The following is a 14,094-nucleotide window of genomic DNA, read 5'->3' on the forward strand; positions in this document are numbered from 1 at the left end:
GGATGAATGACGCCGCCGAAGATGCCGAGAAGGAAGAGGCCGCGCCGCCGCCTGAAGTCGTCGATGACGGCCCCCCGGAACCGCTGCTGGCGCCTTTGCAGGGTGAGGATTCCTGCGGCGACAACCTTCGCTATGAAGGAACCTTCGACGCCATCCGGGAGCACCGCCGCGACGAGGATCCGAACCTGCCCCAGGGGGTTTGGGAGACGGATGTCAAACGCGCGGACTGGGCGGCAGTCGACCGGCTGTGCCAGGAGGCCCTGTCGAAAAAAAGCAAGGATCTGCATCTCGCCCTGTGGCTGACCGAAGCATGGACCCATGAAGAAGGGCTGCGCGGTTTCCGGCGGGGCATCGATCTGACCTGTTCGCTTATCGAAGAATACTGGCCGGACATTCACCCCAAGATCGACGACGACGGCGATCTGGATTACCGGCTCGGCCCCTTGCGTTGGGCGTCCGAGCAGTTTCCGATCATGCTGCGCCTGGTGAAGATCACTGCGCCGGCCGGTGCCGACGCCCAGCCGATGAGCATCAAGAACTGGGAGGACGTGCTCCGGATCGAGAATCTGAAGCAGCGCGATCCGAATGCCGCAACCAAAGAGCAGAAGCGGTATTTTAACCGGACGCAGTTTGAAGCCTCGGTCGAGCTGACGCCGGTGGAGTATTACATCCACCTGGTTGGTGTGGCGGAAGCCTGCCTGGGCGAATTGGAGCGGCTCGACTTGCTGTTGGAGGAGCACTGCCCGAAGGAATCCCCCTCCCTGGCCCGAATCAGATCGGTTCTGCAGGACATCGAAGGTCGGGCGCGCGGCTGGATGGAACAGAAGGGCGGGGTCCTGCCCGGTGACGTCGAAGAGGTGGAGGACGCACCTGAGCCGGCCGCGACTGAATCAGAGGAGGCGCCTGAGATGGCGAGCGAGACAAAGGCGCAACCCGCCACCGGCCCGGCGGGACCGATCCAAAGCCGCGCCGAGGCCTATCAGCGGCTGAGCGAAGCGGCGGACTATCTGATCCGGACGGAACCGCACAGCCCCGTGCCCTATCTGGTCAAACGCGCGGTCACCTGGGGTAATATGAGTTTCGGCGAGTTGCTGGTCGAACTGGTTGAAGGCGGCGGCGACCATCAACGGGTCTTGCGCCTGTTGGGTCTCGACGCGGTCGGCAAGAAGGCCAAGGAAGACTGACCCCAAAAACCTTGCGCGTTAATCCACCGATGGGGCGTCCACACCTACTGCCCGGTTTATGAGGTGGCCGGCATTGACGGCGCGATATGTCGGGAAGGGGACGCGTTGAGAGACGTCGATCTCCCGCCGAATCCAGTTCTGTTTCTCCAAGGTCACCAACGATTGTGACAGAGCGCGGTCCGTAATTGGGGCCAATCCGTCCCGAATGGTCGAGAACCGCGTCGGGGCGGCGGTGACCGCCAGGATGGGCACAGTCCAGCTTCGCCGCACGAGGGCGAAGGAATTGTCATCAGGGACAATCTCCTCGACCCGTCCCGCCAATACGGCCGCAATGGACCCCCGCTCGGTCAGGCGGAATTCGGGCCGCAACGGATGGCCGTAGCCCGGATTTCGTTCCAGCAAGCCAAGTCGAAACAGATGGTCCAGGCTGGCTGCAAAGGCGGTTCGGCTTGCTTTGGATGCCGCGATCAACGGCGCCTGCCGCCCCGGCACGCCGCCCTGCAGCAGGGCCAGAATCTTCAAGGACCAGGCCCGGGACGTGAGGTTGACAAGAAGTTCGATATCCATGAATTATAGTTACTATACTTTTACTGCATTAGGAAGCGCCATGCCCACCGTTTCTTTGGATAATACCATCACCCTGGCCCTATCCGTCCGCGACCGGCATGCCAGTGCCGATTGGTACGAAAAGAACCTCGGTTTCGAATTGCTGGTTCACTTCGACGAGGCCGGCTGGAGTGAACTGCGCACGAATACGGAAGGCGTGACGTTGGGTCTTGGGGAGCAGATGGAACCGATGCCAGGCAATATGGTGCCGGTATTCGGTGTGCCTGATATCGCCACAGCGAGGACCGCCCTGGAAGATGCCGGGGTGCGGTTCGACGGCGAGACCGAGACGATTGAAGGCATGGTCAGCACGGCCACCTTCTACGATCCGGATGGCAACGCGTTGATGTTGGCGCAGGACCTGTCGAAGTAGGCCGGTCCAACCGGTAGTCGGATCAGGCGGGGCGCCAATCGATGCAGGTCTGCAGAAAGCCCTGCAGGTGGGGCCGGACCTTCTTTGCCAGGTCGATCCGGTAGGGCCAGGGCGGGCCCTCGCTCATATAAGTCGCCTGGCTCAATTCGAGTTGTATCGCGTGATAGCCGTCTTTTGGCGCGCCGTAGTTGCGGGTAATGAAGCCACCCTTGAACCGGCCGTTCAGGACACATGAGAAATCCGGCGCGGCGGCTTCCGCCTTGGCCCTGACTGCATCAGCCAAGTCCTCGGCGCAGCTTTTCCCGCCATTGGTTCCCAGGTTGAAATCCGGCAGGCGGCCGTCGAACAGGCGCGGCACATGCGACGCGATGGAATGGGCGTCCCACAGAACCGCATGGCCATGAACCTTCTTCAGTCGATCCAGCTCGTTGCGAAGCGCCGTGTGATAGGGGCGCCAGTATCCCGATACCCGCGCCATGATTTCCGACACATCCGGATCGATATCGTCACGATAGATCGGGTCGCCGTCGAACGTGTCCACCGGCACAAGACCGGTGGTCGTTTGGCCGGGATAGAGGCTTTCATCGTCCGGCGGACGGTTCAGATCGACGACATAGCGCGAGTAGTGCGCGATCAGGACAGACGCGCCGAGACCGGCCGCGAAATCATAAAGCGTATGGACATGCCAATCCGTGTCGGGGACCGGCTTCGCGGCGTCGGACAGGCGTTCGGCGATGTCCGGCGGCACGGCGGTTCCGGCATGGGGAACGCTGACGAGAAGCGGGGTCTTCCCGCGATGCAAAGTGTAGGTTTCCGACATGAGCCGCAGAGTAGTCCGTCCGGCCGTCGGTACAAGCGGGAAGTAGTGAGGAGCGCGCTATTCCGTCACCACCAATTTGGCGATGACCGGCCGGTGGTCTGAACCGATATTGGGACCGACCCGGTAAGCGCGTACGGCCACCTTCGGGCCGACAAGTATATGGTCCAAACGCAGGCCCAGACCGGGCAGGGCGGAAAGCCATGTATTGACCCAGCCGATGCCCGATGCCGCGTCCTTTAGGCCCGTCCGGTCCATCAGCCTGACATAATGCGGTGACCAGGGGGTGGTGTTCAGATCGCCCAGCAAGATATCCGGCCGGATTGCGTCGGCTTCCACGGCGATGTCCGAGAACTGAAGCGACTGTGCATTGAAGGGTGACAGGCCGTCCGGATGGGGGCTGTGGACAGCGATAACGGATGCGCAAGCCTTTGGGCAGGCTCGGAAACTGGCCCAGGGCAGATTATGTTCCGGTAGCGTGTCGCGTACTGTCAGTTCCGGCTTCTGCCCCCGGATACCGATCAGTGCCGAGAACAGGCGGTGCGGATTTCCCGACCAGGCGAAATGGAGGTCGGGCAAGCGCGACCGGATCAGGGTCTCGGTGGCTTTCGTCACTTCTGTCAGGACAACGATATCGGGCTTGGTTTCGTCCAGAAGTGTGCCGAAAGACAGGGCCTCGACATGACCGCCGTGCAGATTTGCGGCCAGCACGGTGATGTCGGTCGGTTGAGCGGCACCCGAGGCCAGCGGCGCGGACCGCGAAAGGTGTTGAGCCAAGGGCCAGGCGTTCAGCAGGCATACGGCAAGGGCGGCCAACTGGATCCTGCGGCTGCCGCGCCAGGCCGCATAAACGGCCGACAGGATCGCGAGACCCAGGATCTGGACGCGCCAATGCGACAGCAGTTCGAGCGTATCCGAAAACGGCCCGCAAAAGCTCAGAAAGGTCAGAACAGCGGTCGCCAGAACCGCCAGACGCGCCGACGACACCGTTCCGGACTCAGCCCAGGGTCCGTTCCAGGAAGGCGATGCTGCGGGTCCAACTCAGGTCGGATGCGGCCTTGTCATAGACCGTCCTGTTGTCGTTGAAAAAGCCGTGCTCGCCTTCGTATTCGAAGATCTCGACCGGCGTCGCGACCTGGGCCATGTCCTGCTTCAGGGCCGCGACGGCCTCCGGCGTGCACCAATCGTCCTGGGTCGCGAAATGGCCCAGGAAAGGCACGCGCATTTGGGCCGGATCGGCCGCTTCCTTCGGGGGAATGCCGTAATAGCAGACAGCGGCATCGCATTCGGAAAGCTTGACCCCTGCGATGATCGTCAGCGCACCGCCCATGCAGAATCCCAACACGGCAGCCTTGCCGCCACCGGCCTTTAGGAACTGCAGCGCGCCGCGAATGTCCTGGTTGGCGGCGCCCGGGAAATCCAGCCCAGTCATCATGTGACTGGCCTCGTCCGCGTCCTGGGTGACGCGGCCGTCGAAGAGATCCGGGGCCAGGGTGGTATACCCCGCAGCCGCGAACCGGTCCGCGACACGCTTGATCTGATCGTTCAATCCCCACCATTCCTGAATCAGGACGAGGGATCCCTTTGCTGTCGCGGCTTTAGCCAGATACCCCTTCGCGCTGCTGCCGTCCGGGCACGGATAATTGATCATGTCGCCCATGGTGAGTACCTCCCTGTTCCACATATTCATTACCAAGATAGAAGGCGTCCGCCGTTCTGTGTAGGGGGTCAGTCGAGATAGTCCAGCGGCAAGGCCGTGGTCGTCTTGATTTCTTCCATCGCGAAGCTGGAGGACACGTCCGACAGGTCGATCTTGGAGATCAGTCTTTTGTAGAAGGCATCATAGGCCGGAATGTCCGGCACAACGACCTTCATCAGATAGTCGATGTCGCCGCTCATCCGGTGAAACTCCACGACTTCCGGCATGTCGCTGACGGCGCGGGCGAACTTGTCCAGCCAATCGGCGGCATGAGACCGCGTTTTGACCGCGACGAAGACAGTGGTCGCAACCCCTAGCCGCGCCCGGTCCAACAGGGCGACACGCTTCTTGATATAGCCCGACGCCTCCAACTGGCGGACACGGCGCCAGCACGGTGTCGTCGACAGGCCGACACGATCGGCCAGATCCGACGTCGACAGGGACGCGTCATGCTGCAGTTCCTGCAGGATACGTCGGTCGATATTGTCCAAGGCCATAGAATGGAACTCGGATAAAGTTATCTCGATTAGAAAAAAATATCACTATCGGCGTAAAATGCCAGCATGTTTAGAAACCAATTTCCAGAGGATAGGGGCATAATCAGGACACTCAATTCAGGGGACGATCATGGTACGCAGCGCCTTCACGAAACATCCGGCTTCCGTCGGTGAGACCTATACCGAGCATATGGGAACGGCCTTCAGCTTCGCCGGGCCACTGCTTCTCGCCGGTCTGTGCTGTGTCGTCCATGCCGTGCTGCCCTTTGCCTTCGAAAAGACCGGCAGTCGTATGATTTCCCGACTGCACGACCGCATGGTTGCCCACCGGGTCCGTCCGGAGAACATGCATAAGGTCGTGGCGCAGCCCGCCGAATAAGGCGCTGTGGCGAAGTTCTGAAATACGGCTGCAGTGGGAGCGTTAGGCCCCGGCGGCGCGGGTGTCCAGAATGACCCGTGCGCTGTGGCAATCCTTCGCGATCTGAGTTTTCAGCGCGTCCAAGCCGTCAAATTTCCGTTCGCCGCGAATGAATTCGATCAGCGCAACGCGCATATGCGTGCCGTAGAGATCGCGGTCGAAATCGAACAAATGGACTTCGAATTTCTCCGTCAGTCCGTCGACCGTGGGGCGCTTGCCCAGATTGGCAACGCCGTCGCACCAGACGGTCTGGCCAACGTGGGCCGTCTCGACACCAACCCGGACCGCGTAGACCCCGTAGGCCGGTCGAATATAGTCGCCTAGATCCAGATTGGCGGTCGGGAAGCCGATGGTGCGGCCGATCTGCGCGCCGTGCAGGACTTCTCCTTCGATCTCGAAGGGGCGGCCGAGCAGGGCGGCGGCCTGACCGGGTTCGCCACCGCTCAGATAGTCGCGGATTCTGGTCGAAGAATAGATTTCGCCGGTCGCCGATGCAGACGGTTCGATCACCATGGTCTCGAAGCGTGGGTCGGATTTTAGGGTCTCGACATCGCCGCCGCGACCGCGGCCAAATTTGAAATCATAGCCGACCACCAGCGTCCCGACGCCGATTCCGTCGACCAAGACGGACTGGATGAAGGCTTCCGCCTCCAATGCCGCCAATGATGCGTCGAAATTCAGACAGATCAGGGAATCGACCCCCAGCGCCTGAAGCTGATGCGCCTTGTTTGTGAAAGGGGTCAGACGGAAGGGCGGGTCGTCTTTGCGGAAATAGGCGCGCGGATGCGGTTCGAAGGTCATGACCGCAAGGTCCACACCCTGGGCCTCGGCGACTTCGCCGGCTTGGCCGATGACGGATTGATGGCCGCGATGAACGCCGTCGAAATTACCAAGCGCAACGACCGCGCCCCGACGCTCGACCGGATAGGCGCCGGTTTCCCTGAAAATCTGCATGAAGGCTTGCCGCTCCGGCTGGATTGATGGGCGGGTCGAGATTAACCGGTTCCGACGCCGCTGAAAATGTCTCAGGCGGAGGCGGCTTTCGCGGCCTCTTCCTCCTGACGGCTGCGAACCATCATCTTCGCCTCGCCGTCGCAAACCAGCTTGTCGCCGACCGAGGCCGTGGTCTTGCAGATGATCCGCTTTTTCTCCGGGATGATATCCAGGATCACCGCCTTGGCCGTCACCGTATCGCCGGCGCGAACCGGGGCCAGGAATTTCAGATCCTGGCTGAGATAGATGCAGCCCGGTCCCGGCATTTTCATGCCCAGAACGGTTGAAATCAGGCTTGCGGTCAGCATGCCGTGGGCGATGCGGCCCTTGAACATCGTGTCGGCGGCGAATTCCTCATTCACATGAACCGGGTTCATATCGCCGGTGACGCCGGAGAACATGACGATATCCGCTTCCGTGATGGTCTTCGCGAAGACCGCCGTCATGCCGACAGATAGGTCTTCGATGAAAAACCCGTTCAAATCGGTGTGCAGGCGCGGACTGTCCATCGGATCGGCTCCTCGGCATTTAAACTGGCGTGCCGCCCGGAAATACGGGCGCGCGGCTGATGCTGCGGTGCAACGCTATCGATTGCGCCGTGCGGCGGCAAGTCCGGATCGTCCGCCGGATTAGACCGATCCGCGCGGATCGATGGGCAGACCGGTGCTCAACCCCACCGCCGTTTCGAAATGGCGGGCATGTCCCAGAAGCCGGCCTTCGCCCCGGGGGCCGCCGACAAATTGGATGCCGATTGGCAGGCCTTCCGGCGTGAAACCGGCCGGGACGGAAACCGCAGGCATGCCGGTCAGTGTGATGGCGGACACCATGGCGAGCCAATGGATGTAGTTGTCGAAACGGACGCCGTTCACCGTGTCGACCCAAAGCTGTTCGGCCGGGTAAGGCGGGACGATGGCGGTCGGACAGACGAAGGCGTCGAACCCTTGTGCGGTCAGCAGCGAGACCATCTCCATATAGAGGGCCCCCCGGTTCCTTTGGGCCTCGGCGATCGCGTCGGCGGTCAGACGTTGTCCGAATTCGATATTCCAGATGACGTCGTCCTTCAGCAGCGCGCGCTGCGCGGGATCGGCATATTTGTCGCGATGTCCGTTGACGAAGCCCAATCCACGCAGCACGCCGAAGGTCTCGATCGCGCGGCTGAAATCGGGGCAGGTTTCGACCAGGTCGACGCCCATATCCGCCAGGGTCGCCAGGGCTGCTTCAAAGACCGCGCGGACTTGCGGGTCGACCGGGATGATGCCGCCGAGATCCAGGCTGTAGGCGATGCGCTTGGGCGGCGGGGTCAGACGGCAGGTGTCGCGGAAGGGCCTGTCTGGGGCCGGCTGGCTGATCGGGTCGCGCGGGTCGCGCCCGGCCATGGCGTCCAGCATCAATGCCGTGTCCTCGACGGTCCGACCCATCGGGCCTTCGACGCTCATCGAACCGAATGGGTCGCCCGGATTCAGACGCGGCACGCGACCGGGGCCGGGGCGTAGACCGACCACCCCACAGAAGCTGGCCGGCGTGCGCAGGCTGCCGCCCAAGTCGGATCCGCTGGCCAGCCAGCACTGACCGGTGGCCAGGGCGACCGCCGATCCGCCCGACGATCCGGCGCAGCTCTTGGAGATATCCCACGGATTCCGGGTGATGCCGAAGACGGCATTGAACGTATTGGCCCCTGCGCCGAATTCCGGCGTGTTCGTCTTACCGATCGGAATTGCGCCATTGGCCTCCAGATTTGCAGCGGGGATGTCGGTAAAATCCGGTACGAAATCCTTGAAGATCGGCGAGCCGTAGGTGCAGCGGACGCCCGCCAACTCGGTCAGATCCTTGATGCCGACCGGCAGGCCCGCCAGCAGGCTGTCCCGGTCGGCGGTCTCGGCCTGTGCCTCGGCACGGTCGCGGCAGCGGATGACCATGGCGTTGACCGTTCCGTCCACGGCCTCGATCCGGTCGAAGGCGGCGGCGATCATCTCCTTGGCGCTGACCTCGCCCGATTTCAGCAGGTCGACGGCATCGCAGGCGGTAAGTCGGATCAAATCGGTCATCGTCGGGCTTTCAAATGGGGCTCGCGGGACGGAAAGTTGAAAAGACGGTGACGAAACCCTACAGCAAGGTCAACCGGATCAGTTACCCAACACAGGAAGCCCGCCCGATGTCCGAAGAAGCCGATCAAGCTGTCAGCGACCCGATGCTGGAGCGTATTCCGGTCAGCGTACTGACGGGATTTCTGGGGTCCGGCAAGACGACGGTGCTGAACGCCCTGCTGAAACATCCGGACATGGGCCAGACGGCGGTCGTCATCAACGAGTTCGGCGAGGTCGGCATCGACAACCTGCTGGTCGAAACCGCCAGCGAGGACATGGTGGTGATGGATTCCGGCTGCCTGTGCTGCACCATCCGGGGCGACCTGGTCGAGACCTTGCGGGGCCTGATCCGGCGCCGCTGGCGTTCGGAAATTCCGGCTTTCGAACGGCTTGTAATCGAAACGACCGGCTTGGCGGATCCGGCGCCCATTCTGCATACGCTGATGACCGATCCGGTGATCTCGGCGCGGTATCGTCTGGACGGGGTCATCGCGACCGTCGATGCGGCGGCGGGAGAGGCGACGATGGATGCACAGCCCGAGGCCGTGAAACAGGCTGCCGTGGCCGACCGGATCCTGCTGACCAAAACCGATATCGTGCCCCACAACGCGGATCTCATCGATCGGCTGGGCAGGATCAATCCGGCTGCCCCCGTTCTGCCCGTGGTTCAGGGCAAGGTCGACCCGGCGAGCCTGTTCGGGACCGGCCTATACGATCCCGCCACCAAATCGCCGGATGTCGCACGCTGGCTGGCGGAAGAATCCTATGCCGAGGCGCACCACCACGATCACGACCACGCGCATCACCATGACACGAACAGGCATGATGATCGGATACGGTCTTTCGTGATTCGTCATGAGGCGCCGATCGCCTGGGACAAGTTCGTGGAATGGATCGAAGCCCTGATTTCCACTCACGGCGCGAACCTTCTGCGGATGAAGGGGATATTGAACGTGCAGGAGGCGCAGGGACCGGTCGCCGTACACGGGGTGCAGCATGTTTTTCATCCGCCGGCTATGCTGGAGGACTGGCCGGACGGGGACGACCGCATTTCGCGCCTGGTCATCATCGCCCGGGACCTCAATCACGCACCCGTGGAGAAGATGTTCAAGGCCTTCGTCGAGGGCTAGCGGTTGTTCAGAACCCGCTTCTGATCCTGCGCGAGGCCGGCCAGCATCTGTTCCAGTTGTGACAGGCTGCCTGCGTCATAGCGCTGTTCCAAGCGTTGGCGGCCTTCGACATCGAACAGCGTTTCCGCCAGTTCCTTGTACAGCGCCGACATCAGCTTATGGAACTCCATGTCGCCGAAATGCCAGGCCTTTTCCGCCTCCGACTTGGCCGACGGCATGGTGCGCTCGAAGAAGCTGACCATCCAGCTTCGGCGTTTGGCCACGTCCAGGAAATAGCGCGTGATGTAAATCAGAATATCGTTGACCAGAACCTGCGCCACCGGCCGTTCATGCAGGGTCTCCCAATCCAGGGAGCCGCCTTCCCGGGCGCGCAAGGCCTCAATCATCTCCCGCGCGCGGTCTTCGTATTCGTCGAACAGTTCCGGGCCGACCATCTGATGCAGGGCCTGAATGAAGGCCGGGATAACGCGGCGGGACAGGGTTCGACCCGGGATCGGGTCCTTGTCGCGATCCGGCAGCAGATGCACGAAGCGCGCGACAATCAGGCGTTCCAGCGGAAACTTCCGCATGCGGGAATAAAAGGATTCCTCGAATTGCTGCTGCAGGCCCGACCATGCCGAATCGCACAGGCCGCGCAGTGTGGCGTCCTGGTCGTAGGTATAGGCGTTGACCACTGCCTGAATGTCGCGCGCGGTCAGCTTTCCATCGCCGCGCGCGGAATGTGCCGCCAGGCGGTCAATCAGCAACTGACTGACCCGATGCGCGAAGTCGCCCAGTTTTTCCGCCCCCGGGGCGGCGGGTTTCTCGGATTTGCCCAGTTCGTCAGCCATTCTGTCTTTCCCAATCGCTTCCGCATTAAGGTATCGCCCTGCCGGGACTTGATTTCAAGCGGCCCGGCCAAGATAGTCACGGCGCGGCCCGGACCCATGGGCCGTCCTGGACCACGGTGCCCCGTCTTCCCGAAGGACCCGCCCGATGACAGATCGCCTGACCGTCGCCCTGGCGCAATTGAACCCGACCGTGGGGGATATCGCCGGCAACGCCGCCCTGGCACGCAAGGCGCGTGCCGATGCCGCTGCCGAGGGCGCGGATTTGTTGTTGCTGCCGGAATTGTTCCTGTCCGGCTATCAACCGGAAGATCTGGTGCTCAAGCCCTTCTTCCTGGACAAGCTGGAAGAGGCGGCGTCTGCGCTGGCGGCCGAAACGGCCGATGGCGGGCCGGATGTGCTGCTGCCCACGCCTTGGCGCGGCGAGGGTGTGAAGCCGCGCAACGCCGTTCTGTATCTGACGGGAGGGCGGATCGAAACCGCGCGCTTCAAGCATGATCTGCCGAATTACGGCGTGTTCGACGAGAAGCGCGTCTTCGATGCGGGCCCGATGCCGGGACCGATCAGCATAAAGGGGGTGCGTGTCGGCGTCCCGATCTGCGAGGATATCTGGACCGCCGATGTCGTCGAATGCCTGGACGAGTCCGGCGCCGAAATCCTGCTGGTCCCGAACGGCAGCCCCTATGAGGACGGCAAGGAGGATGTGCGCATCCAGCTTGGCGTCAACCGCGTGCGCGAAAGCGGACTTCCCATCGCCTATCTGAACCAGGTCGGCGGACAGGACGAACTGGTCTATGACGGATCGTCCTTCGTGATGAATCCGGATTACAGCCTGGCCATCCAGATGCCGGCATTCGAAAGCGCGGTGTCGGTCGCGGTGTTCGAACGGACGGGGGACGGCTGGCACTGCCGGCCGGGCGACCGGGTGAAGCCGCCGGAGCGGATGGAATCCATCTATCGCGCCATGACCTTGGGATTGCGGGACTATGTGCGCAAAAACGGCTTTCCCGGCGTGATTCTGGGCATGTCCGGCGGGATCGATTCCGCCCTGTCGGCGGCGGTTGCGGTCGATGCGCTGGGGCCGCAGGGCGTCCATTGCGTGATGATGCCGTCCCCTTATACCAGCCAGGAAAGCCTGGACGACGCTGCCGCCGCCTGTGCCCTATTGGGCGTTCGGCTGGACGAGGTGAATATCGGACCGGCAATGAAGGCATTTCAGGACATGCTGGCCCCGGTCTTCGGCGACACCGAAAGCGGCGTGACGGAAGAAAACATCCAGTCCCGGTCGCGCGGTCTGACCTTGATGGCGATTTCGAACAAGCAGGGCGCGATGGTGCTGACGACCGGCAACAAGTCGGAAATGTCGACCGGCTATGCCACGCTCTATGGCGATATGTGCGGCGGGTATTCGGTCCTGAAGGACATCTACAAAAGCGACGTCTTTCGTCTGTGCGAATGGCGCAACGAAGGGCTGACCCGGAACGACGACCCGCTTCTGCTGGGCCCCGCGGGACCGGTCATGCCCCAGCGCATCATTACCAAACCACCATCGGCCGAACTGAAGCCGGATCAGAAGGACCAGGACAGCCTGCCGCCCTATGATGTCTTGGACGATATCCTGAATTGTCTGATCGAACGGGAAATGTCGGTGGCCGAGATCGCGGCGCGCGGACATCCCCCGGAACTGGTTCAGCGGGTATGGCGCATGTTGGATATCGCGGAATACAAGCGCCGTCAGGCGCCGCCGGGCGTCAAGATTACCGCCCGGGCTTTCGGCCGCGACCGGCGCTATCCCATCACCAACGGTTTCAGGAAGATCCTGTGATCATTTTCGATTGCGACGGCGTTCTGGTCGATACCGAGGCGATTTCGAACCGTCTGTTGGCTGAGGCGATCACCGAGGCCGGGCGGCCGATGACGATGGAGGAATCCGTCCGGCGCTATAAGGGTGGGCGGATCAAATCTCTGCCGCCGCAGATTGAAGCCGAATTCGGGATCGACCTGGGCCCCGATTTCCTCGACCGGTTCTTTGCCAAACAATTCGCGGCGCTGGAGCGAGAGACAGAGGCGATCCCCGGTGTCCGCGCCGTCATCGACCGCCTGGTTGCGGACAAGAGAGGCTTCTGCGTCGCCAGTCAGGCATCGGTCGCCAAGATGAAGATCTCCCTGGGGCGCAGCGACTTGTGGCCATTGTTCGAGGGCCGGGTCTTTTCCGCCGACATGGTCTCCCGCCCGAAGCCGGCGCCGGATTTGTTCCTGCATGCCGCCCAAAGCATGGGATGGCCGCCCACCGACTGCACGGTCATCGAGGATTCGACCACGGGCGTGCGTGGCGCCGTGGCGGCGGGCATGCGCGTGATCGGTTTCAGCCGGGATACCGCTGAGGATGAATTGCGCGCCGCGGGCGCGCATTTCGTCGTACCCGAAATGGACGGCGTGGCTGCAATCCTGTTCGGCTGACAGGGGTCAGGCGATCAGCTTGCGGGAAGCGATTTCCAGCGATTCCAAACTTTCCTGAACCGTTTGGCCGCTGGTGTCGATGCTGGCATCGGCCTGCCGATAGGCCGGTTCGCGCGCCTTCAGAATGGCCTTGAGGTCTTCCATCGCCTCTTCGTTTTTCGCCATGGGGCGCAGGTCGCCCTGGGCGATCACGCGGCTCATATGTTCTTCGGGCTGGGCCTGGATCCAGATCGTATGGCAGCGGTCCAGCAGCAACTGGAATGTCGACGATTCGGAGACGATCCCGCCGCCGGTGGCGATGATCGCCGCCTTGTTTTCCTTGACGATGTTTTCCAATGCGCGTCGTTCCAGGCGGCGGAAGGCGGGCTGACCGCTTAGCGCCATTATTTCCCCGACGCTGCCGCCGTAATCCCGTTCGACGATCCGGTTAAGCTCCACGAAGGGCACGTCCATCCTCTGGGCGAGGAGCCGGCCCAAGGTGGACTTGCCGCCGCCGCGCAGGCCGATCAGCGCAATGCGTTTGGCCTTGGCCGAGGAAGAATCCTCCGTCGCGCTGCCCGTGCGTCCAACCGCATTCAGAGCCTCGCGCGCCTCCGGCAGCAAGGTCGGGGGCAGGGCGCGCAGCCGCGCGATCAGCGGTGCCAGTTCCGGCGTCGCTTCGATGCCGCCTTCGCCGGTCACCAATTGCGCCAACGGATAGTCGACCGCCGTTGCGATCTGGCGCAGAACGGCCACGGTCGGATTGCCGGACCCGCCCTCCAATTGCGCCAGATACCGCTCGGAGACGCCGGAGTCCCGTGCCAGAATGCGGCGGGCCATGCCGCGTTTGGCACGGGCTTCCCGAACCCGGGCGCCCAGGGCGGCTAGATAGGCTTTCAGGGCCGGATCTTCGGCCAGTTTGTCACTCATCGGTCCCCCAAGAGGCGGCTTTCCGGCCGCTCTTCTGTGTCGATGGGAAAAAATGCACTATGGTTCTTTTCACATCCATCAACATGCACTATAGTTC

Annotated in this window: 16 protein-coding genes; 6 read left to right on the forward strand and 10 right to left on the reverse strand. The window is 62.4% G+C overall.

The features are described from left to right. Window positions 1-2: 2 nt before the first annotated feature. Entirely contained in the window at window positions 3-1,184 is a 1,182-nt protein-coding gene (tssA, locus tag ACO06O_RS06375) for a type VI secretion system protein TssA (protein ID WP_421877487.1), read from the forward strand. 18 nt (window positions 1,185-1,202) lie between these two features. Here tssA and ACO06O_RS06380 read toward each other — a convergent pair whose 3' ends face one another. Next, on the reverse strand, window positions 1,203-1,751 hold the full coding sequence (locus ACO06O_RS06380; RefSeq protein WP_421877489.1) for a winged helix-turn-helix transcriptional regulator: 549 nt from the start codon (window positions 1,749-1,751) through the stop codon (window positions 1,203-1,205). A gap of 40 nt (window positions 1,752-1,791) precedes the next feature. Between ACO06O_RS06380 and ACO06O_RS06385 the strand changes: the two genes are divergently transcribed. Next, the gene (locus ACO06O_RS06385; RefSeq protein ID WP_421877491.1) at window positions 1,792-2,163 is read left to right on the forward strand and encodes a VOC family protein; all 372 of its coding nucleotides are present in this window, start codon (window positions 1,792-1,794) and stop codon (window positions 2,161-2,163) included. Between the two features lie 22 nt (window positions 2,164-2,185). Here the strand turns inward: ACO06O_RS06385 and hutG are convergent, their stop codons facing one another. The 4 genes from hutG to ACO06O_RS06405 all read right to left on the reverse strand — a co-directional run bounded on the left by hutG (window position 2,186) and on the right by ACO06O_RS06405 (window position 5,176). Further along, complete coding sequence (gene hutG, locus ACO06O_RS06390; protein ID WP_421877493.1) at window positions 2,186-2,983, reverse strand: N-formylglutamate deformylase; 798 nt, start codon at window positions 2,981-2,983, stop codon at window positions 2,186-2,188. Between the two features lie 57 nt (window positions 2,984-3,040). Then, complete coding sequence (locus tag ACO06O_RS06395; protein WP_421877495.1) at window positions 3,041-3,967, reverse strand: endonuclease/exonuclease/phosphatase family protein; 927 nt, start codon at window positions 3,965-3,967, stop codon at window positions 3,041-3,043. A gap of 10 nt (window positions 3,968-3,977) precedes the next feature. Beyond that, window positions 3,978-4,640: a dienelactone hydrolase family protein gene (locus ACO06O_RS06400; RefSeq protein ID WP_421877497.1), complete on the reverse strand. Its 663-nt coding sequence runs from the start codon at window positions 4,638-4,640 to the stop codon at window positions 3,978-3,980. A 68-nt stretch (window positions 4,641-4,708) separates the two neighbouring features. After that, the gene (locus ACO06O_RS06405; RefSeq protein ID WP_421877500.1) at window positions 4,709-5,176 is read right to left on the reverse strand and encodes an Lrp/AsnC family transcriptional regulator; all 468 of its coding nucleotides are present in this window, start codon (window positions 5,174-5,176) and stop codon (window positions 4,709-4,711) included. Between the two features lie 130 nt (window positions 5,177-5,306). Between ACO06O_RS06405 and ACO06O_RS06410 the strand changes: the two genes are divergently transcribed. Further along, a complete protein-coding gene (locus ACO06O_RS06410; protein WP_421877502.1) occupies window positions 5,307-5,555 on the forward strand; it encodes a DUF6356 family protein in 249 nt (82 codons plus the stop codon). 42 nt (window positions 5,556-5,597) lie between these two features. On the opposite strand, the gene ACO06O_RS06415 is transcribed toward ACO06O_RS06410, so the two are convergent. From ACO06O_RS06415 to ACO06O_RS06425, 3 genes are all read right to left on the reverse strand, one after another. Next, on the reverse strand, window positions 5,598-6,548 hold the full coding sequence (locus ACO06O_RS06415) for a bifunctional riboflavin kinase/FAD synthetase (RefSeq protein WP_421877504.1): 951 nt from the start codon (window positions 6,546-6,548) through the stop codon (window positions 5,598-5,600). A gap of 71 nt (window positions 6,549-6,619) precedes the next feature. Then, window positions 6,620-7,096: a MaoC family dehydratase gene (locus ACO06O_RS06420; protein WP_421877506.1), complete on the reverse strand. Its 477-nt coding sequence runs from the start codon at window positions 7,094-7,096 to the stop codon at window positions 6,620-6,622. Between the two features lie 120 nt (window positions 7,097-7,216). Beyond that, window positions 7,217-8,632 carry an amidase gene (locus tag ACO06O_RS06425; protein ID WP_421877509.1) on the reverse strand — a complete coding sequence of 472 codons (1,416 nt, stop codon included), beginning with the start codon at window positions 8,630-8,632 and terminating at the stop codon, window positions 7,217-7,219. A gap of 107 nt (window positions 8,633-8,739) precedes the next feature. Here ACO06O_RS06425 and ACO06O_RS06430 point away from each other — a divergent pair, with 107 nt between their 5' ends. After that, window positions 8,740-9,801, forward strand: a complete 1,062-nt coding sequence (locus ACO06O_RS06430) for a CobW family GTP-binding protein (protein WP_421877511.1) — start codon at window positions 8,740-8,742, stop codon at window positions 9,799-9,801. On the opposite strand, the gene ACO06O_RS06435 is transcribed toward ACO06O_RS06430, so the two are convergent. After that, on the reverse strand, window positions 9,798-10,631 hold the full coding sequence (locus tag ACO06O_RS06435; RefSeq protein ID WP_421877513.1) for a hypothetical protein: 834 nt from the start codon (window positions 10,629-10,631) through the stop codon (window positions 9,798-9,800). The two genes, ACO06O_RS06430 and ACO06O_RS06435, sit on opposite strands and share 4 nt — an antisense overlap. Before the next feature lie 145 nt (window positions 10,632-10,776). On the opposite strand from ACO06O_RS06435, the gene ACO06O_RS06440 reads away from it, so the two are divergent. Together ACO06O_RS06440 and ACO06O_RS06445 are read left to right on the forward strand one after the other, a co-directional pair. Beyond that, window positions 10,777-12,453, forward strand: a complete 1,677-nt coding sequence (locus ACO06O_RS06440; RefSeq protein ID WP_421877515.1) for an NAD+ synthase — start codon at window positions 10,777-10,779, stop codon at window positions 12,451-12,453. After that, window positions 12,450-13,088, forward strand: a complete 639-nt coding sequence (locus tag ACO06O_RS06445; protein WP_421877517.1) for an HAD family hydrolase — start codon at window positions 12,450-12,452, stop codon at window positions 13,086-13,088. The genes ACO06O_RS06440 and ACO06O_RS06445 overlap by 4 nt, the downstream gene beginning before the upstream one ends. Before the next feature lie 6 nt (window positions 13,089-13,094). On the opposite strand, the gene ACO06O_RS06450 is transcribed toward ACO06O_RS06445, so the two are convergent. Then, window positions 13,095-13,997 carry a helix-turn-helix transcriptional regulator gene (locus ACO06O_RS06450; RefSeq protein ID WP_420417220.1) on the reverse strand — a complete coding sequence of 301 codons (903 nt, stop codon included), beginning with the start codon at window positions 13,995-13,997 and terminating at the stop codon, window positions 13,095-13,097. Window positions 13,998-14,094: the final 97 nt, after the last annotated feature.

The sequence above is a fragment of the Pacificispira sp. genome (genome assembly GCF_965228185.1).
GTDB lineage: Bacteria > Pseudomonadota > Alphaproteobacteria > UBA8366 > Aestuariispiraceae > Pacificispira.